Genomic DNA, 18,626 nt, shown 5'->3' with positions numbered 1-18,626 from the left:
ATGTGGGACGACAGTTTTGAGCAGGCCCTGAGGCAGTACCTTCCGTTCCTGGAAGCCGAGGATACCCTCGATTCGGATACCGACCTGCGGGACTTTGGCCTCGATTCGCTGGCGACGGTGGAGCTCCTCGGCCGGTTGGAGAACGAGTACCAGGTCCGATTCACCGAAGACGCCCTTTCGCTGGACTCGTTCCGCACCCCGGCCACGCTCTGGGACGCGCTCTCGGCGGCGCAGCGCGTGGCCGGCTGAGCTCTGCCCCGGCCCGGCGGCCCGAGGACGCAGCCCAACCGGGGCGCCGCCACCCGGCGTCAACGGGCCGCGACCTGAGCTGCGGCGGGTTGGCTCGCCCGCCGCTCCCGAGCCCGCCGGGGCTGCATCGCCAATCGCGGAGTCACCTGTGTGATCTGAAGGCTCGAGCTGGTGACCTGTACTCGCCCGAACAGGGCGTCGGGGCCGCAGACAAACCCGGTGACCGCTCCTTCCCGACGCAGCGCTGCGACTGTGTCGGGCCAGCGCACCGGCGCCACGAAGCTGTCCAACAACATCCGCCGCACGCCGTCGGCGTCGGCCACGACCGCGCCGTCCTGGTCGGCGATGATCGGCAGCCGGGGGTCGGCGAACGAGAGATCACCGAACACTCGGTCGGCCACCAGGTCCCGCAGCCCGGTAAAGACCGAGCAGTGCATCGGCGGTCGCATGGTATAGAGCGGAAGTCCGCCGGCGCTGCGGATGCGTTGCTGGAACCACTCCAGGTCGCGCTCGGGCAACGACACCATATGTAGATCATGGTCGACATAGCATGAGATCTCCGCCCAACCGCCCAGCTGGTGCAGGATGTCAGCCAGCCGCTCCGGCGGGGTACGGGCGAACGAGTGGGTCACGATGTCCTGGTGTGCCGAAGCGAAGTACTCGGTGAGGCACCTGGCGATCCCGGCGGTCATGGTGACCGCGTCCTCGATGTCGATAGCGCCGGCATAGGTCACGGCGACCTTGCCACCGAAGCTGGCGCCGGTGCAGACCCCGGCGCTCATGCCGAGTTCCCGCTCCGCCCAGGACGCCAGGGCGAGGCTGCTGATCAGGAAGGCCACCTGCGCGGCTTCACTGTAGTCGCCTTCGCCCCGCTGGAACTCGTCGAGCAGATCATAGCCAAGGACGGTGTCGGCGCTTTCGGCCAGCCGGCGCGCAACCGGATCGGCCACCAGAAAGCGGCCCAGGTCGGCGAATCTGGTCGGCCCCATGCCGGGGAACAGCACCGCCATTTCGGTCGCTGCGGACATGGTCTCCTCCTCACCGTCGCACTGGTCGGCCACGCTCTCCGCACCCCCTAGGTCAGCTCGTTGAGGAACGCCAGCAGAACCGCATCGAACCGCTCCGGCTCCTCCAGGTGCGGGACATGGCTGGACTCCTCGAAGATCTCCCACCGGGCGGTCGGGATCAGATCCTGGTAAGGCTGGACGGTCGCTGGGGTCGCCTCGTCGTGTCGCCCGGAGAGCAGTAGCGTCGGCACGGCGATGCGCGGCAACAGTGGCTCCACAGTCCAGTCTCGAAGGGTCCCGGTCACGTGGAACTCGTTCGGCCCGTTCATGGTGAAGTAGACAGTCGGATTGTTGTAGATCTCCATGAAGGATGCGTAGTAATCGCGCGGCCAGGGGTCGATCCGGCAGACGTGGCGATCATAGAAGACCCGCATCGCCGTGAAGTACTCGGCGCTGTCGGTGGTGCCGGCGACCTCGTGGCGGCGCAGCGTCTCGTTAACCCCCGGCGGCAGCGCCGCGCGCAACCGTTCCGCCTCCCGCAACCACAGCGAGTAGGACGCCGGGGCATTCGCGATCACCAGGCCGCGAAGGCCAGCGGGTCGACCGGCGGCATGCGCGGCGGCGAGCATTCCACCCCACGACTGACCAAATAGGACATAGTCGCTGTCGACACCCAGCTGCTGGAGCAGATTATCCAACTCAGCAAGGAAAAGCTCGACCGTCCAAAAGTCGCTGGCCTGGTCCTTGATATGGCTTGAGCCACCGTTACCCAGCTGGTCGTAGTGTACGACCGGCCAGCCATGCCGGGCCAGCCCTGCGAGGCTCAGCAGGTAGTCGTGGCTGCTCCCCGGGCCGCCGTGGAGCACCACCAGCACCGGTCGGCCGTTCCGCTGGTCGCCAGTGATCCGATACCACGTCCGGTAGCCACGGAAGGAGACGCTTCCCGTCACTGTCGACGCTACCGTCACCGGAACCACCTCTCGCGCCGCTGCTCGGTCGGCACCGGTGAAATCGACGGTGCCGGTCCGCATGCCGCACGGCAACCCCACATTCGATCGGCGCAACAACTGCTAGGGGACCGTAGGGGTTGCTGCCACGTACGAGCTCGAGGAGTGTAGTCCATCGAGAGCGGAGGCCACCAGGTCGGCGGCGACCACCGGAGAGGCGTGATGAACGCGGTCACTGAGCAGAGCAGTGCCTGGATTCGACGATTCCAACCGGCGCCGGCGGCCGGCACCCGGCTGGTCTGTTTCCCTCACGCCGGGGGCTCAGCAACCTTCTACCTACCAGTAGCCCGCTCGCTCGCACCCGCCGTAGACGTCCTTGCCATCCAGTATCCGGGTCGACAGGACCGCCGGACCGAACCAGGCATCGACGACCTTCATCAACTCGCCGACCTGGTGGCCGAGGAGCTACGGGCGTGGCAGGATCGACCGGTGGTCTACTTCGGCCACAGCATGGGCGCCACCCTGGCCTTTGAGGTGGCGCGCCGACTCCAGCCGGAAGGTCTCGGACCCACCGCGCTGGTGGCGTCCGGTCGGCGCGCACCGTCCTGCTACCGCCCCGGCGCTGTCCATCTCGGCGACGACGCGCACGTCGTCGCCGAGCTCCGTAAGCTCAGCGGTACCGCCGGAAACCTGCTCGACGACGACGAAGTGCTACAGATGATCATGCCGGCGCTCCGTAGCGACTACCGCGCGGTGGAGACGTATCGGTACCAGCCTGGCCCAGCGCTGAGCTGCCCGATCCTGATGCTGACCGGTGACTCCGACCCGGAGGTCACACCAGCGGAGGCACGCGCCTGGGCGGTGCACACCACGGCTGGTTTCGAACTTCAAACCTTCCCGGGTGGTCACTTCTACCTCAACGAGCAGGCTCCGGCGGTGCTGGCGGCGATGGCCGACTACCTCCACCCCGAGTCAGCCTGACGCTAACGCGCCCGGCGGCGACCAGCGCCCGCGGCCGGTCCGGCCTCAGAGCGGCCAGAGCCCGACCAGCCACTCCCACCCGTCGGTGAGCCACTGCCAGGTGTCCCCAAGCCATCGGCCGGACTCCAAGACCCACCAGGTCTGCTGCAGAAACGCCAGCCCGGCCATGGTGAGGAAGACGCAGACCGTCAGGTGGGAGGGCCAGGCGCTGTGGCGTTCCCGGTTCAGCACCCGCTCGAACCAGGCTCGGCCCAGCAGGCGGGCCACCACGAACAGCAGCAGACCGGTGAGCAGGACGAGGCAGAGCCCGATCACCGGGCCCAGCAGCTCGGTCCCCCGGACCGAGATCGTCCAGATGCCCCAGCAGATCAGCACGATCGTCAGGCCGGTCCAGCTCCAACCCGCGCCTGCCCGTAGCTGTCGCCAGCGGCGCCGGACCACCATGCCGCGGGGGGCAGCCAGCCGGCCCGGCGACTGCGCGTCGGGCAGCGTCGAGGGCAGCGCGTCGATCACCGGCAGATCGGTGGTGTCCCCGAGATCGGTGCGCCGCCGGTGGTGGACCTGCGCCACCCCGCGAAAGTTGTGTTGCTGACCGGACGACCGCGCTGGGCCCTCGGGTGACCCGGCCGTCGGTGACCATTGCGCCATCACCCCTCCTCTCCATCGAGGTTAGCGGTTGGGTGCCACCGCCGGGCCCGTGGTGGGGGTTGCGGTCGCCACCACCCCTGGGTACTGTCTGCCATCAAGATCCGGAAAGATAGTTTCCGGTTGTATCACTACTACCGGGCGGGGACCCCGGCAGGGTTCGGGTGGCTGGACGGAGTAGCAACCTACGCTCCGACCGCATCCGGAGGCAGACCACGCCCGCGCCTTCGTCTCCGTTCGCCACTGAGCTCAGCGTGGCGTGGACCGTCACCTCCGAGTACGCTGCCGGACCCCCGGTGCAGCTGCCCACCTAGGTGGTGCGGTTCACGCCTCCGGTGGATGGTATGAACAGCGCCCCCGCCGGCCAGCACGTGATCGTGCCCTTCACAGTCGAATCGCCACCGGGCAGCGGCGGGTCGCCGGTGGTGTCCAAACTGGTCGAGGTGTCCGAGCCGGCCGCCGCCGGCTCGGAGCGCCCACCGAGCGCGCTGGTCCTCCAATTTGGCCACTGCGCAAAGATAGAGGAATCTATGGTTGTGGACGACTGAGCAGACCCCGCATTACACTGCACCCTACGTGGACCCCACGACCACCGCTCGTCGACGGACCACCGATAGGGAGCCTTCGTGACCCAGCCCTCCGTCCGCTATGCCAACGCCTTCATGGACAGCTCCCGCTGGGAAGAGATCACCCTTCGCCCAGGTGACATCGTTATCTCGACCCCGGCGAAGTGCGGGACCACCTGGACCCAGATGATCTGCGCACTGCTGATCTTCCAGCGCCCCGACCTCCCCGCCCCCCTCGACGAGCTCTCGCTCTGGGTGGACCTGCTCACCCGCCCCCGAGGTGAGGTGCGGGCAATCTATGAGTCGCAGACCCACCGCCGGTTCTTCAAGACCCACACTCCGCCGGACGGGCTGCCCTGGCACGACCAGGTCACCTACCTCTGCATGGGCCGCGACCCCCGCGACGTCGCGATCTCCTGGGACCATCACCTCAGCAACTCCAACATCGACCTGATGATGGCGATGCGCGACCAGGTGGCGGCCGTGGACGGGCTGGCCCCCGACGTGGCCGAGGCGCCGCTCCCGCCACCGCCACCGGAGGATCCAGCCGAACGTTTCTGGGGCTGGATCGACGATCCCACCCCCGGGCTTACGCTGGCCGGCCTCGTCGCGCACGTGGCCGCGTTCTGGCGGCTCCGCCAACACCCCAACGTCATCCTGCTCCACTACGACGACCTGCAGACCGACCTTGCCGCACAGATGCGACTGTTGGCGAGCCGGCTCGACATTGAGGTGCCCGAAGATCGCTGGCCGGAGCTGGTCGAGGCGGCCCGTTTCAGCTCGATGAAACGACGCGCCGCCGACGTTGCGCCGGAACACCAGGTCTGGCACGACCCGGCCGCCTTCTTCCACTCGGGGACCAGCGGGCAATGGCGGGAGCTGCTGGACGACGCCGGGTTGCGGCGCTACCAGGCGCGGGTCGCCGAGTTGGCCGACCCCGAGCTGCGCAGCTGGCTCCACCGCCGACCCTGACCCGCACCCGGCCAGCTCACGCCCGCGCCGCCAGGAAGCCGATGACCACCGCGCTCCACCAACCGAGCTGCGAAACCCCACCGGCCATCGCTGCCCGGACCAGCAGCGGCCGACTCGGCGTGGCCCCGGCACCTGCCAGCTGCTGCTGGAGCCGCGCCGCGTACACCCCGTTGAGCGCGACCAGCAGGACGGCGCCCAGCTTGATCGTGCCGGCGACGGTCGGCTGCGCCGGGCTCAGCAACATCCCGCTGGCGGTAAGCCCCGCCAAACCCAGCCAGATCGGCAAGTGCGCTCCTTGCGCAACCTGCGTCACCGCCGACAACGGCCGCCGCCCGAGCAACCACAGCAGGCCGAACCACTCCACAGTCAACGCGGCGCCGAAGCCCAACACCAGCGCGGCCAGATGACCAAACCGGACCAGCTCCCGCAGCCCGGCCGTGACCTGGAGCTGCGGCGATAGCCACACCACCACCGACCACAGCAGCACCACCCCGACCCCGATCAACAGCGTGAACCGGACCGAGGGCGTCACCCGGCCAGTGGGCGTCCGCTGGCGCCGGTGACGAGGCGCGGTCGAATCCGTCGGAGTAGCACCGGCCGGAATCGACCGGGCCGAGATCGTAGGGGCGGCCGAGGCGACCGAGGACCCGTCGGAGGCGGGGCGGGGAACGGCACGGGACACAGCAAGGCTCCAAAGGCATCACAGCGCCCGGGCCCTGTCATGATGCTGCGGAGCCCCACCAGCCCGGGCGACGTCACGAGCAAAGCACCGCGGTGAGCTGTGAAATCCCGCCCGCTCGCTGCCCGTGGTCCCGCCCACACAGTCTACCCAGCTCGATTGAGCTACGTCACTAGCAATTCCACAGGCTGCGACGACCGCCCAGAAACGGCTCGCCGCACGACCACGACCAGGGTATCCATGAGCCATGACTGAACTGCCGATCCGGGAATGCACCACCGATGACATTCCCGCCGTACACCAGCTCCTGCAAGAGGTCTTCCTCAGCCCAGACCCCACCGACGCACGCCGAGAGATCTACCGGGCTAACTACGAGCCGGAGCGCTGCCTGGTCGTGACCGACGAGGGGGCGGTGATCGGCCACACCGGCACCTTCACCCGGCAGCTGTCGGTCCCCGGCGCGGTCCTGGCCGCCGCCCACGTCTCCCAGGTCGGAGTGCGGCACACCCACCGCCGGCAGGGAGTGATGAGCCGGCTGCTCCGCGAGCAGCTGGCCCAGTTGCCAGAACCGATCGCGGTGCTGTGGGCCTCGGAGGGGCCGATCTACCCCCGGTTCGGCTACGCCCCCGCCACCGACCAAGTGTCGCTGACGATCAGATCCCGCGAGGTACGCCTGCCGGAGCCTTCCGAGCCGGGGCGGGTCGCCAACGGCACCTCCGCAGACCTGCTGCCGGAGCTGGTCGGGATCTACGACGCGGTGCGGCCGCACCGGCCCGGTTGGTCCAGCCGAGACGAGGCCTGGTGGCGCCGGATCGTCTTCGACCCGCCGGAGGAACGGCACGGCGCCACCCCGTTGAAGACCACCGTCTACCGGGACCCGAGCGGCGCCGCGACCGGCTACGCCCTGTGGCGCGCGACGCCGGGCTGGGGGCAGACCGGGCCCGACGGGACAGTGACCGTCAAAGAGGTGGTCGCCACCACCCCCGCCGCCCACCTGGCGCTGTGGCGGTTCCTGCTCAGCATCGACCTGACCCGGACCGTGCAGCTGCGGTTGACTGGACCCAGCGAGCCGCTGCTTCGGCTCGCCGACGCCCCGAACCAGCTCGGCGCGGTGCTCGGCGCGGGGCTGTACCTGCGGATCGTCGACCTGCCGGCGGCGCTGGCGGGTCGCCGCTACGCCACCCCGGTCGACCTGGTGATCGAGGTGACGGACCCGATCCGGGCGGGCAACTCCGGCCGGTGGCGGCTCACCGGCGACACCACCGGGGCCCGCTGCGAACCGACCACCGACCCAGCCGACCTGCACAGCTCGATCGCCGCGCTGGGCGCGGCCTACCTCGGCGGGGTCCGGGTCGCCGACCTCGCCGGCGCCGGCCTACTGACCGGACACACCCACGGTGCGGTCGCCGCGGCGACCGCCGCCTTCGGATGGCACCGTGCCCCGGAGGGGATCGAGATCTTCTAACCGCTCAGTCGACGGTCGACGGGGCCGGCAGCGGGGGCAGCTCGCGGTCGGCCTCGTACCGGACGATCTGCTCCAGCCGCCGGGCGTGCCGCTCCCCACCGCTGAACCGGGTGTTCAGGAACGCCGTGACGATCTCGGCCGCCTCGTCCAGCCGGTGCATCCGGGCGCCGATGCCGACCACGTTGGCGTCGTTGTGTTCCCGCGCCAGCTGCGCAGTCGCCACCGACCAGGCGAGCGCGGCGCGCACGCCGGCCACCTTGTTGGCGGCGATCTGCTCACCGTTGCCGGAGCCCCCGATCACCACTCCGAGGCTGCCCGGGTCGGCCACCACCCGAGCCCCGGTGTGCAGACAGAATGCCGGATAGTCATCGTCCGGATCGAAGCTGGCCGGCCCGACGTCCCGCACCTCGTAGCCGAGGGTGGCCAGGTGCGAGGCCAGGTGGACCTTGAGTTCGTACCCGGCGTGGTCACTTCCCAGATAGACGCGCACGCTCAGCAGTGTGGCAGGTCAGCGCAGCGCCGTCAGCACCAGCCCGGCCCGGGCCTTCGGGGTGAACCAGGTGCTCTTCCGGGGCATCTTTTGCCGGGCCAGGTTGACCGCGACGAAGTCGGTCACCGTCACCGGCGCGATCACCACCGCGAGCTGCGCCCGGCCGGCGTCCACCTCGTCGACCAGCCACGACGTCGGGTAGTCGCCGCCGACATACACCAGCCGCTTGTCGGCCGGGTCCAGCTCGAAAGCGGTGCGCACCAGCGTCCGCTCCACCCGGGCGTGGTCAAGGTTGTCGACCGGCGCCGCAGCCGGGTCCGCCGGCAGCTCCACCTCCAGGAACTCTCCCCCGACATAGAGGTGGACGCTGCCCTGGGGTGGCGACGCGATCGGCGGCGAGGTGAGCGGGCGCACCCGCGCCCCGGCCTCGGTCATCCGGTCCGACAGCTGAGCCAACGGGTACGGAAGCTCGGTGACCAGCCGGTTGTACGGCTGGATCGCCACCGACTCGGGGGTGGTGATCACGGCCAGGAACCGCGGCAGCCCACCGGACTGCGCCGCCAGACTACGGTGGTTACCGTCGGCAACCACCAGCTCGCCACCGCTGGCCAGGTCGCACAGCATCTCCGCGGTGGGGCCGGCGGCCAGCGGCCAGATCTCGTGCCGCCGGCCGGCCGCGTCCTGGTCGACCGCGGTGGGCTCGCCGGCCACCTCGCACGCCTGCGCCAGCGCCTCCTGAAGCTGCGCCCCGCGCGCGCTCTGCAGCAGCAGCACCGGGGAGAGCAGGTGGCCGGTGGCCTCGGCCAGCGCCACCCGCTCGCGCACCTTCTCCTCGAACACGTCTTCGTTACGGATCACCAGCCCGGGCTCGTCGGCGCTGGTGGAGATCTGGTCGGTGTCGACCATGGCGAACATCCCGTAGGCAGACTCCGAACCAGGTCCGGAGATGCGGTACAGCACCAGCACCCGCTCCGCGGGCGTGTACGCCCCAGCCGACTGGGCCTGCGCCAATCGGGACGCGGCCGTCGCCAACGAGTCCCGGAAGCTGGTGCCGAGCGATTCGGGCGCCCGATGGGGCATCTCCACCGCCAGCGCACTGCGTGGGTTGGCGGCGATGATCGAGGTAATCTCGGCGTCGTCGGCGAACTCGTCGTAGTTCGGCGCACCGGTGCCACCGGTGCTCAGCCAGGCCTGGTCGATCGGATGCACAACTGCCATAGCCGGACGCTATCGCACCCCGGCCCGGTGCGGAGCGGCGCGCCGGCCAGGCGTGACAAACTACTCACCAGACCCGCGGCGGCGGGGTGAAAAGGCGCCGCGACCAGGCAGTACCCGACGAGAGGGAGCAGCAGAACCGTGGCCGGAGTGCGGAACCTGACCCAGACCGAGGCGATCGAACGAGCCCGCCTGCTCGATGTGACCTCCTACGACATCACGGTAGATCTCACCACCGAAGCCAGCTTCCGCTCGGTGACCGAGGTCAATTTCCGCTGCCACGAGCCGGGCGCGAGCGTGCTCATCGAGGTCGCCGCCGAACAGCTCCACTCGGCCACACTCAACGGTGACCCGCTGGACCTCAGCCAGTGGTCGGCCGAGGCCGGGCTGCGGCTGCCTGGGCTCGCCGCCGATAACCTGCTCCGGATCGACGCCGACTTTGGTTACTCGCAGAGTGGGCAGGGCCTCACCCGCAGCGTCGACCCGGTCGACGGCAGCGTCTACCTGCACAGTCAGTTCGAGATCGCGGACGCGCAGCGGGTCTTCGCCTGCTTCGACCAGCCCGACCTGAAGAGCGTCTACACCTGGCACGTGGTGGCGCCGTCGGCGTGGCGGGTGGTCTCGAACTCGCCGATCCGCGAGGTCGAGACCGGATCAGACCGACAAATCGTCCACTTCGAGCGGTCGGCCCGGATGAGCACCTACATCACCGCGCTGTGCGCCGGGCCACTGCACGAGGTGCGCCGTAGCCACGACGGCATCGACCTGGGCTACTTCTGCCGGGCCTCGATGGCGCCTTATCTGGACGTGGACGACCTGCACGAGACCACCATCCAGGGCTTCGACTTCTTCCACCGGATGTTCGGCATCCGGTATCCACTGCCCAAGTACGACCAGCTGTGGATGCCAGACTTCAACCACGGCGCGATGGAGAACTTCGGCTGCGTGGTGCACGCCGAGGCGCTGTTCCTGTTCCGTTCCCAGGTGACCGACGCCGAGTTGGAGCAGCGCTCCAACACGATCCTGCATGAGCTGGCGCACATGTGGTTCGGGAACCTGGTCACCATGCGCTGGTGGGATGATCTCTGGCTGAACGAGTCCTTCGCCGAGTGGGCGGCGCACTGGTGCAACGCCGCCGCCACCCGATACACCGACGCCTGGACCACCTTCCTCTCCAAGCGCAAGGTGTGGGGGTACCGGCAGGACCAGCTCTCCTCCACCCACCCGGTCTACTGCGACATGCCCGACATCGCCGCGGTAGAGGTAAATTTCGACGGCATCACCTACGCGAAGGGCGCTAGCGTCCTCAAGCAACTCGTCGCGTACGTCGGCGAAGAAGCGTTCGTGGCCGGGCTACGGGACTACTTCACCGCCCACGCCTGGGGCAACGCCAGCTTCGACGACCTGCTGGCGTCGCTGTCGGCCGCCTCCGGCCGAGCGCTGCGCGGGTTCGCCACCGACTGGTTGACGACCTGCCAGGTCAACACCCTGCGCCCGGAACTGGCAGTAGCACCGGACGGGACCTACCAGCAGGTCACGATCGTCCAGCAGGCGCCCGCCGAGCACCCCACCCTGCGTACCCACCGGATCGCGGTCGGGCTCTACGATCTCGACGACGGCAAACTGGTACGCCGGGAACGGTTGGAGCTCGATGTCGCCGGGGAGCGCACGGAGGTGCCGGCGCTGACCGGGGTGAGCGCGGCCGACCTGGTGCTACTCAACGACGACGACCTCTCCTACACCAAGATCAGGTTGGCTGAGCGTTCGCTGACCACCGTGGTCGACCACCTCGCCGGGTTGGCGTCGCCGCTGCCCCGAGCGCTGTGCTGGGCGGCGGCGTGGGACATGCTGCGCGACGGCGAACTGCCGGCCCGATCCTGGCTCTCGCTGGCGTTGCGGGCGCTGCCCACCGAACCCGACATCAACCTGGTCACCACCACCCTCTCGCAGGCCCGCGGCGCGCTGGGCTACTACGCCGACCCGCAATGGGCCGACGCCGGCTGGGCCGAGTTGGCGGCGACCGCCCGAACCCAGGCGTACACCGCCGCCCCCGGCAGCGGACACCAGCTCGCCTGGGCCCGGGCCTTCGCCGCCGCCGCCCACACCGAAGCCGACCTGGCCACGGTCGCGGGCTGGCTACACGGCGCCGACGTACCGGACGGGTTGGCGGTCGACACCGAATTGCGCTGGTCCCTGCTGCAGTGCCTGGTCGCCGCGGGCGCCGCGGGCGATCCCGAGATCGACGCCGCGCTCGCCGCCGACGCCACCGCCGCCGGCGAACGCGAAGCAGCGACGGCCCGGGCGCTGGTGCCCACCGCCGAGGCCAAGCGGCGGGTGTGGCAGGAGTTGACCAGTGAAAAGGCGCCGGCCAACTGGTGGCAACGGGCCAGCCTGCACGGCTTCTGGCACCCCCGGCAGCTCCCGCTCACCGAACCCTACGTAACCGCGTTCCACGAGGTCGCCGCGGACATCTACGCCCGCCGCGACGGTGAGCAGGGCCGCGAGTTCCTCACCCTGGCCTACCCGCTGTACCACGTGGCCGAGCAGACGCTCGCCGCGAGCGAGACGTGGCTGGCCGACCCGGCGCACCCCGCCCCGGCGCGCCGAATGGTCGCCGAGGGCCGGGACTCGGTACGCCGGTCGCTGACCGCCCGCGCCGCCGACGTCGCCGCTGGTTGATCCGGCTCCGAGCCCCGCCCGGAGTGCGTACGCTGGAGGGATGCCGCAGCACACCACGCTGTCCCGGCAGCCGCTGTACCCGTGGCCCGCACCCGGCGGTCGGTTCACCGTCGACGACCTGGCCGACCTGCCGCACGACGGCCACCGCTGCGAGATCATCGAGGGGGGTCTGCGGGTGGCACCACCAGTGGAGATCAGCCATCACGTCATCGCCGACCAGGTCGCGATGCGGCTGGCGGCGGCCGCGCCGGCCGGCTGGTATCCGGTGCGGGAGGCGGGGCTCGGGATCGGAGACAGCGCGGTCGTCCCGGACGTCACGGTGCTCCGCCCCGGGGCACCGCTGACCTCGGTCTGGGCCGACCCGTCGGACGTGGCGTTGGTCGTCGAGGTCGAAGCCGCCGGCAGCCGGCGGCTGGACCGGTTCACCAAACCAGCGCTCTACGCCGAGGCGGGGATCGAGTCGTACTGGCGCATCGAACCGACCCAGGCCGGTCCGGTGACCCACCTCTACACCCAGGCGTCGGGCGGGCACTATCGCCAACACCGGTCGATCAACCCGGGGGAGACCGCCGTCGTCGAACTGCCCTTTCAACTCCAACTCGCCCCCGCGAGCTGGCTCGACTAAAGCTGGCAAGCCCGGTAGCGGTAGACACACGGGATGTCGTACCGCTACCGGGCACCTGGAACGGTCTGGTTACCGCACCGTGATGACGCTAGCCTCCTTGCCGATCAGCCCGTCGCGCCACAACAACAGCACGCCGGTCTGCGACGGCGATGCCTCGGCCCCACCGTCGACCTCGGAGATGGTGAACCGCTGCACCCCGGGAGTCGGCACCTCGACCGTGTCGTCCGAGGCGTACCGAGGCTGACCGACCGTAAAGGTCATGTCCTCGATCGCGTCGGTGACCTCCCCGGAGAAGTAGGTGTCGACTCCGCGGACACTGAAATCGAACTGGTCCCCCTCGGCCAACCCCACCGCCGCCAACGGCACGGTCAGGATGGCGTTCGCCGAGTTCAGGTTCGCGTCGGTGAAGAAGAACGCCGACAACGCCCCGGAGGATAGATCTTCCACCCAGACCACGTTGCGACCGTCACTCAGCGTCGGGTAACCCAGATCCCAGTTGAAGATCAGGAAGTCGGCCTCTCCGTCCTGATTGGCGTCAATATCGATCTGGAACTCCGCTGGCGCGTTCGGGTGCGCCCGCTGCCCGTGCGTGGTGACACCGAACTGCAACACCTCGGCGTCGCCCCGGACCCCGACCGCGGCCAGGTCCACCACCGCGAACCCGTCACCCTCACCGGGCAGTTCGTCCTCGGCCAGCGGATCGCTGGTGCCGGTGAGCGCGAACGCCTCACCCACCCCGGCCTGACCGCTGGTGGCGCTGTTGACCAGGTTCGCCGAGGCGCTGCCCTGCCGCATCGTCACCTGGGCGGGTGCCCGGACATCCGATGCCTTGTGCGGCAACACGTGCCACGGCATGGTGATCTCGTCCCCACCACCGGTGATGGTCAGGTAGCCGTCGAACTCGTTCTCCTTCAACAGCGCCCCGTTGTCACCACCGAGGCCGCCGTCGAGCACCCACTCGGGCAGGTGGCGCGGGTCGATCCGCAGGATCACCGGTACGTCCGCGCTCCGGCCCGCCGGCACCGCGACGGTACGGGGCACGGTGAACCTGACCGCGCCGCTCGCCTCGTCGTCGGCGTGCCGGAACGTCGGCGCCACCTGATAGATCCGCAGCTGGTCGCTGTAGTTGTGGACCGTCACGGTCTTGCGGAGCACGGTCATGTGGTTGACGGTGTGGTAACCGAACGACAGCCCTGCCGACTGGTCCTCACCGCTCCACGCCGCGGTCTGGCTGGCGAAGGCCCGGTTGACCCGCACCTCGCCACCCCCGATCCGGGTGATCTCGGCCAGCTCACCTGGGCGCAGCGCCGGCTGGATGAAGATCTCGGTCTCCGCGGTGTTCATCAGCACCGCCTTGACCTCCAGCGGGCTACGTTCCGGGTAGGCCTCCAGCAGCAGCGCGGCCGAGCCGGCCACCATCGGCGCCGCCCCGGAGGTGCCGCCGAACGGCGAAGCACCGGTGCCGCTGCCCGAGTCGGCGGTCACCGAAGCACCGGGGGCGCCGATGTCCGGCTTGATCGCAACCTCGGAGACGCTCGGCCCCCGCGACGAACTCGGGTTGATGGTGTTCACCAGCGGCGTGCCCTCGGTCGGGTCCACCGCCACCTGCACCGGCTCACCGGTGGCCAGCCCGCTGCGCAGGGTGTCACCGACCTCCAGGCCGACGACCAGGGTCTCCTGCTCGTTGAAGTCGTCCACCGGACCGAACGAGAACGACGGGGCGGCGCCGCCGACGTTGTTCGCCACGACCACCCCGACTGCGCCGGCCTCGGCGGCCAGATGGGTCTTGTAGCTCACCGCGCACACGCCCCGATCCACCAGGGCCACCGCGCCGTCGAAGAAGCCCGGCTCGTACGGGCTGTGGTCGGTGACGCTGTCGGACGGGTTACCGTCGGCGTCGACGAAGCAGCCGAGCTGCTCCGCTTCGCTGTCGCCGTAGATCAGCTCACCGTCGAAGCCGTCGACGATCGGCGCCCACGGCACGGTGTTGGTGTTCTGGTAGATGCCCTCGATCTCCGCCGGCTCCAGCACCGCCAGCTCCAAGTGGACCGCGCTGGGCACCTCGGTCCAGGCCACCGAGATAACCTCCGGAGTGGAGGCTGGCGACCCGGTGATGTACGGCTTGTCGGCGCTGTTACCGGCCGAGGCGACCACGGTCACGCCCATCCGGGCGGCGTTCGCCGCGGCCCCGGACGACGGGTTCTCGATCTGACCGTAGAGGGCGCCGAGCGACAGGTTGATGATGTCGACCGCGTCCTCGATGTCACCGGTGCCGTACGGGTCGAGCGACGCCTCGAACGCCTCCAGGATCGCCACCCCGTTGCAGCTCGACGCGACCGAGCTGCAGACCTTGTAGCCGTAGAGCAGCGCGTCCGGGGCGACCCCGCCCTCGCCGGCGATGATCCCGGCGACGCTGGTGCCGTGGCCGCCGGTGCAGGGCGGCGGGGTACCCGACGGTCCGCAGTCGATCGGGTCCGGGTTCGGGTTGAGCTCCCCGTTGGGCCAGAACTCGCCCACGAAGTCGTACCCCTCGACCACCTTGTCGGTCGGGAACAGGCCATTGCGCTCAGTGTTGGTCGGGTCGTCTGTGGCGGTCCCGTACGCCGCCTCGTACGCCTCCTGCGTGCCTTCCCCACCGAAGGCGGCGTGGGTGTAGTCGATGCCGGTGTCCAGCACCGCCACCCGCACCCCCTCGCCGGTGACGCCGTCCGGCAGGTCGTGCAGCTCCCCGGCGCCGATGTGCGGCACGGTCTCGGACAGGTGCAGCTCGTGATCGATGACCGGCAGCACCTTGACCACATCGGGGTCTGCCGCCAGCGTCGTCACCTCGGCGGCGTCCACCTCGACCACCACCAGGTTGCCGGCCAGCTGGGTGCTGATCACCTCGGTGGCGCCGGTGTCGGAGATCCGCTCCACTAGCTCCCGCTGCTTCTCCTTCAGCGCCTCCCCGTGGCTGCGTTGCTGGTCGCGGTCGAGGGCGGCGCCTTCCTGCTTGGCCCGGTCACCGACCGCCTCGGCGACCGACGGATCGGAGAGTTCCAGCGAGACCGTCACGGTGCCGGTGGCCGAGAGCAGCGAGGGCTCGATCTCAGTCGCGGTAGCGCTGACCGGTCCGTCCGGAATCGCCAGTGAGTCCGCCAGGGTTGCTGACTCCTGGGCAGCGGACGGCGCCGCCACCAGTGCGAGCACGGCGCCGGTGGTTACCGTCGCCGTAGTGGCCCGAAGCACGGTTCGGCTTCTGACCGAATGGGGCCGGGGGATTTTCCATTTCACAGTTGCGTCCTCCCTGGGCGCAGTGGCATGGCTTGCTATTGCCGACGAAGCGTCAGACCGAATCGGGGGTGAAGCGCGTCCCGCCACAGTGCCGGCCCCGGCACCGTAACTCGGCTCATCGCACCGAGTCAACGCCCACCACGCTGCGTCATGCAGCGTAGACAGTCGTGATAGAACAGTTTTGTCCGACCTCACCAGAAGGGCCGGATGAACACCGGACGAAGAACGCACAACCCGGATAGTCGGGCATAGCGCAGTTCTTCGGGATTCTCGGCTTCAGGATTTCGGGTCCGGGATTCTCGCGTCGATGACCACGACCGGCCACCCGCTGAACATAAAGCAGGGCCGATCCGCGAGGCGGATCGGCCCTGCCCGAAGCTCTGGTCGATGGTTGGCCGGTGCGACCGGCTAACCGGGTTGGCTGGTGCGCGCGGATCAGGTCCGCGCGCGCTGGGCCAGCTGTGCCAGGCCGGCGACGATCCCGCCGGCCAAGTCGCCACCGCCGAACGCCGCGGCCATCGACATCGCCGCCAGCTTGCAGTCGCGGTCCGGCAGCCGGTGACGCGCCCGCGCTCCGGTCACAATCTCCAACACTCGCTCATTCGGAGAGACCGCCACCAACACCGACTCGGCCGGCTCCGAAAGCCGGCGATGCAGCTCTTCGGCGTGCTCCCGCGGCGACTCGGTCAACTCCCCGACATACACGCTGAAGGTCAGTCCGGTGCTGTCGTCGGCGGTCCGCAACGCCTCGTCGAGCCGCAGCAACTGCCGGGTACTGAAGGGACCTTCCAACGCCTGCCGATCCGGCCAGCGCTGCTCGCTGGCCCGGCCCGGCCGGTCAGCCTGCTCCCCGACGGCCGCCTGGTCCACCCCGGCGCCGATCGGCGTCTTTTGCTGCTGCTCGTCGGCGGGCCGCACCTGCCCGCTCTGCTCGTCGGTCATCGCCCGCCCGTCGGTCGTCGCCTGCCCAGAGGAGTCCGTGCCCCGGGCGATCTCACCAGCGGTCACTCGCGCCTCCCGTCGCCTGCTGCCGGGGCCGTGCTTCGCCCGACCCGCTATCGGCGGCGGCAAGCTCCCGGCTCGCCGAGCGACCCGCCAACGCGGCCTGGTCGGCCGCCCCGCCGGCACTAGCGCCACGCCGGTGATTCGCTACATACCAAACCGGGGCGAATGAGTACGGCCGACCGGGCCGGTAACGCTGCTGGGCCTTGGGGCCGCCGATCGCAGCCAGCGCCCATACGACCGCCACGATGGCGGCCGGCACGACGACGAGGAAGAAGAACTGCTCTGTACCCGACACCTCAGCTCCCGCTGTCTCGCACCGCATCTGATCGACTAGCCGCCGTTCACGGTAGCGGAACCCTCGCCCCACCACTGCGCCGGGTGCCGGTCAAGCCATGACGCCTGCTGTTCCAGCTGGGCCGCGACCTGCAACAGCAGACCGTCTTCCCCCGGCAGGGCCGCCAGCATCACGCCGACCGGGGCGCCCGCCTCGGTCTGCCCCAGCGGCAGCGACACCGCGGGCGCGCCGGTCAGGTTGTAAACCGCACAGTACGGGGAGAACCGGGACTGGGCGGCGAAATCCTCGGCCGGGCTGTTCGCCGCCCGGAAATGGCCCACCGGCGCCTGCGGCGACGCGAGCGGCGGCGACAGCAGCAACTCCACGCCCTGCGCCGCCAACCGCGCCGCGCCCTCCCGGACCGCCCCCTGCAGCGCCGACAACGCCCCGAACAGGTCGGCCACGCTCACGCTGCGCGCCTGTTCCCGCAACCACCGGGTGATCGGAAGCAGCAGCTCCTCCCGGTCGGCCGGCACCGGGTTCGCCAGCGCCAACGCCCGCCACACCTCCCCGAACCGTTCCCGTACGCCCGCCCCGACCGGCGGCGCCACCGGCACCACCTCGTGCCCCAACTCGGTCAGCTGGTCGACCGCGTGCGCCAGCACGGCGCGGCACGCCGGCGCCAACTCGGCGTCGGCGAGCACCGGCTCCGCCCAGACCCCGATCCGCCGTCGCCCCGGCTCCGGGCGCAACGCCGCCGCCAGATAGCCGCCGGGCGGCCCCGGTGGCCGCGGTAACGGCTCGCCCGGCACCGGCACCGCCATCGCGTCGAGCAGCGCCGCCGCGTCCGCCACCGTCCGGGTGAGCGGGCCGTCGGTCGGCAGGCCGAAGCCGCCGAAGCCCACCGGCCCGCCCGCCACCACCCCCCGGCTGGGCTTGTAGCCGACCAGGCCACAGAGCGCCGCCGGGATCCGGACCGAGCCCCCGCCGTCGTTGCCGTGGGCCGCTGGCACCAGCCCGGCCGCCACCGCCGCGCCGGCACCGCCGCTCGATCCGCCCGCGGTCTGCGTGGGATCCCACGGGTTTCGGGTCGGCGGGCCGACCTCGGTCTCGCAGTAGAGGGAGATGCCGAACTCGCTCGCCGCGGTCTTGCCGAGACTGATGGTGCCGGCACCGCGCAACGCCACCACCACGTCGGCGTCGCGGCGCGGCACATGGTCGGCGAACGCGAGCGACCCGAAGGTCGTGCGCACGCCACGAGTCAGCACGAGGTCTTTGATCGCGATCGGCACCCCGGCCAACGGCGGCAACTGTTCGGCGTCGCTAGCCGCGAGCGCATCCACCTCATCGGCGGCCGCGAGCGCCGCCTCCGGGGTGAGGGTGAAGAAGGCCCCCAGCGCCGGGTCGTGTGCCTCGATCCGGCGCAGGTAATGCTCCACCAGCTCCCGTGCCCGCAGTTCCCGCCGCCGGATCGCCGCGGCCTGCGCCAGCACGGTCAGATCGTGCAGTTCCCCCATCCCCCCACCGTAACCGCGCGGCAACCGGGCCGATCAT

General features: G+C 70.1%; 17 protein-coding genes. 7 read left to right on the top strand and 10 right to left on the bottom strand.

What is annotated here, in order from left to right:
* Positions 1-249, top strand: coding sequence for an acyl carrier protein (locus tag JQS43_RS06745; RefSeq protein ID WP_239678207.1), 249 nt, complete (start codon positions 1-3; stop codon positions 247-249).
* 59 nt (positions 250-308) lie between these two features.
* Here JQS43_RS06745 and JQS43_RS06740 read toward each other — a convergent pair whose 3' ends face one another.
* Both JQS43_RS06740 and JQS43_RS06735 read right to left on the bottom strand, forming a co-directional pair.
* Complete coding sequence (locus tag JQS43_RS06740) at positions 309-1,277, bottom strand: ACP S-malonyltransferase (protein ID WP_239678206.1); 969 nt, start codon at positions 1,275-1,277, stop codon at positions 309-311.
* 47 nt (positions 1,278-1,324) lie between these two features.
* On the bottom strand, positions 1,325-2,224 hold the full coding sequence (locus JQS43_RS06735; protein WP_239678205.1) for a proline iminopeptidase-family hydrolase: 900 nt from the start codon (positions 2,222-2,224) through the stop codon (positions 1,325-1,327).
* Positions 2,225-2,425: 201 nt separating this feature from the next.
* On the opposite strand from JQS43_RS06735, the gene JQS43_RS06730 reads away from it, so the two are divergent.
* Positions 2,426-3,184, top strand: a complete 759-nt coding sequence (locus JQS43_RS06730; RefSeq protein ID WP_239678204.1) for a thioesterase II family protein — start codon at positions 2,426-2,428, stop codon at positions 3,182-3,184.
* A 45-nt stretch (positions 3,185-3,229) separates the two neighbouring features.
* Here JQS43_RS06730 and JQS43_RS06725 read toward each other — a convergent pair whose 3' ends face one another.
* Positions 3,230-3,832 carry a DNA-directed RNA polymerase II gene (locus tag JQS43_RS06725; protein WP_239678203.1) on the bottom strand — a complete coding sequence of 201 codons (603 nt, stop codon included), beginning with the start codon at positions 3,830-3,832 and terminating at the stop codon, positions 3,230-3,232.
* Positions 3,833-4,173: 341 nt separating this feature from the next.
* Here JQS43_RS06725 and JQS43_RS06720 point away from each other — a divergent pair, with 341 nt between their 5' ends.
* Together JQS43_RS06720 and JQS43_RS06715 are read left to right on the top strand one after the other, a co-directional pair.
* A complete protein-coding gene (locus JQS43_RS06720; RefSeq protein ID WP_239678202.1) occupies positions 4,174-4,377 on the top strand; it encodes a hypothetical protein in 204 nt (67 codons plus the stop codon).
* Between the two features lie 78 nt (positions 4,378-4,455).
* Positions 4,456-5,367 (top strand): sulfotransferase domain-containing protein, encoded by a 912-nt coding sequence (locus JQS43_RS06715; protein ID WP_239678201.1) that lies wholly within the window; start codon positions 4,456-4,458, stop codon positions 5,365-5,367.
* 16 nt (positions 5,368-5,383) lie between these two features.
* Here JQS43_RS06715 and JQS43_RS06710 read toward each other — a convergent pair whose 3' ends face one another.
* A complete protein-coding gene (locus JQS43_RS06710; protein ID WP_239678200.1) occupies positions 5,384-5,899 on the bottom strand; it encodes a hypothetical protein in 516 nt (171 codons plus the stop codon).
* A gap of 394 nt (positions 5,900-6,293) precedes the next feature.
* Here JQS43_RS06710 and JQS43_RS06705 point away from each other — a divergent pair, with 394 nt between their 5' ends.
* Positions 6,294-7,511, top strand: coding sequence for a GNAT family N-acetyltransferase (locus JQS43_RS06705; RefSeq protein ID WP_239678199.1), 1,218 nt, complete (start codon positions 6,294-6,296; stop codon positions 7,509-7,511).
* A 4-nt stretch (positions 7,512-7,515) separates the two neighbouring features.
* On the opposite strand, the gene JQS43_RS06700 is transcribed toward JQS43_RS06705, so the two are convergent.
* Positions 7,516-8,001, bottom strand: coding sequence for a ribose-5-phosphate isomerase (locus JQS43_RS06700; protein ID WP_239678198.1), 486 nt, complete (start codon positions 7,999-8,001; stop codon positions 7,516-7,518).
* Positions 8,002-8,019: 18 nt separating this feature from the next.
* Positions 8,020-9,219, bottom strand: a complete 1,200-nt coding sequence (locus JQS43_RS06695) for a DUF1015 family protein (protein WP_239678197.1) — start codon at positions 9,217-9,219, stop codon at positions 8,020-8,022.
* A 147-nt stretch (positions 9,220-9,366) separates the two neighbouring features.
* On the opposite strand from JQS43_RS06695, the gene pepN reads away from it, so the two are divergent.
* Entirely contained in the window at positions 9,367-11,895 is a 2,529-nt protein-coding gene (gene pepN / locus JQS43_RS06690) for an aminopeptidase N (RefSeq protein WP_239679338.1), read from the top strand.
* A gap of 40 nt (positions 11,896-11,935) precedes the next feature.
* Positions 11,936-12,520: a Uma2 family endonuclease gene (locus JQS43_RS06685; RefSeq protein ID WP_239678196.1), complete on the top strand. Its 585-nt coding sequence runs from the start codon at positions 11,936-11,938 to the stop codon at positions 12,518-12,520.
* A gap of 69 nt (positions 12,521-12,589) precedes the next feature.
* Here JQS43_RS06685 and JQS43_RS06680 read toward each other — a convergent pair whose 3' ends face one another.
* The 4 genes from JQS43_RS06680 to JQS43_RS06665 form a co-directional block, all read right to left on the bottom strand.
* Positions 12,590-15,748 carry a S8 family peptidase gene (locus JQS43_RS06680; protein WP_239678195.1) on the bottom strand — a complete coding sequence of 1,053 codons (3,159 nt, stop codon included), beginning with the start codon at positions 15,746-15,748 and terminating at the stop codon, positions 12,590-12,592.
* Positions 15,749-16,228: 480 nt separating this feature from the next.
* Positions 16,229-16,663, bottom strand: a complete 435-nt coding sequence (locus JQS43_RS06675) for a DUF5130 family protein (RefSeq protein WP_420847681.1) — start codon at positions 16,661-16,663, stop codon at positions 16,229-16,231.
* Positions 16,664-16,787: 124 nt separating this feature from the next.
* Positions 16,788-17,093: a hypothetical protein gene (locus tag JQS43_RS06670; protein ID WP_239678194.1), complete on the bottom strand. Its 306-nt coding sequence runs from the start codon at positions 17,091-17,093 to the stop codon at positions 16,788-16,790.
* A 35-nt stretch (positions 17,094-17,128) separates the two neighbouring features.
* A complete protein-coding gene (locus JQS43_RS06665) occupies positions 17,129-18,589 on the bottom strand; it encodes an amidase (RefSeq protein ID WP_239678193.1) in 1,461 nt (486 codons plus the stop codon).
* Positions 18,590-18,626 lie beyond the last annotated feature (37 nt).

This window comes from Natronosporangium hydrolyticum (assembly GCF_016925615.1).
Lineage (GTDB): Bacteria > Actinomycetota > Actinomycetes > Mycobacteriales > Micromonosporaceae > Natronosporangium > Natronosporangium hydrolyticum.
Note: the sequence above shows the minus strand (reverse complement) of the source record. Positions and strands in the feature narration are given on the sequence as shown.

Bases quoted from the DNA above. Each gene is read 5' to 3' on its own strand.
- JQS43_RS06745 (WP_239678207.1), top strand. From the start codon at position 1: ATGTGGGACGACAGTTTTGAGCAGGCCCTGAGGCAGTACCTTCCGTTC.
- JQS43_RS06740 (WP_239678206.1), bottom strand. From the start codon at position 1,277: ATGTCCGCAGCGACCGAAATGGCGGTGCTGTTCCCCGGCATGGGGCCG.
- JQS43_RS06730 (WP_239678204.1), top strand. From the start codon at position 2,426: ATGAACGCGGTCACTGAGCAGAGCAGTGCCTGGATTCGACGATTCCAA.
- JQS43_RS06725 (WP_239678203.1), bottom strand. From the start codon at position 3,832: ATGGCGCAATGGTCACCGACGGCCGGGTCACCCGAGGGCCCAGCGCGG.
- JQS43_RS06720 (WP_239678202.1), top strand. From the start codon at position 4,174: ATGAACAGCGCCCCCGCCGGCCAGCACGTGATCGTGCCCTTCACAGTC.
- JQS43_RS06705 (WP_239678199.1), top strand. From the start codon at position 6,294: ATGACTGAACTGCCGATCCGGGAATGCACCACCGATGACATTCCCGCC.
- JQS43_RS06695 (WP_239678197.1), bottom strand. From the start codon at position 9,219: ATGGCAGTTGTGCATCCGATCGACCAGGCCTGGCTGAGCACCGGTGGC.
- JQS43_RS06685 (WP_239678196.1), top strand. From the start codon at position 11,936: ATGCCGCAGCACACCACGCTGTCCCGGCAGCCGCTGTACCCGTGGCCC.
- JQS43_RS06665 (WP_239678193.1), bottom strand. From the start codon at position 18,589: ATGGGGGAACTGCACGATCTGACCGTGCTGGCGCAGGCCGCGGCGATC.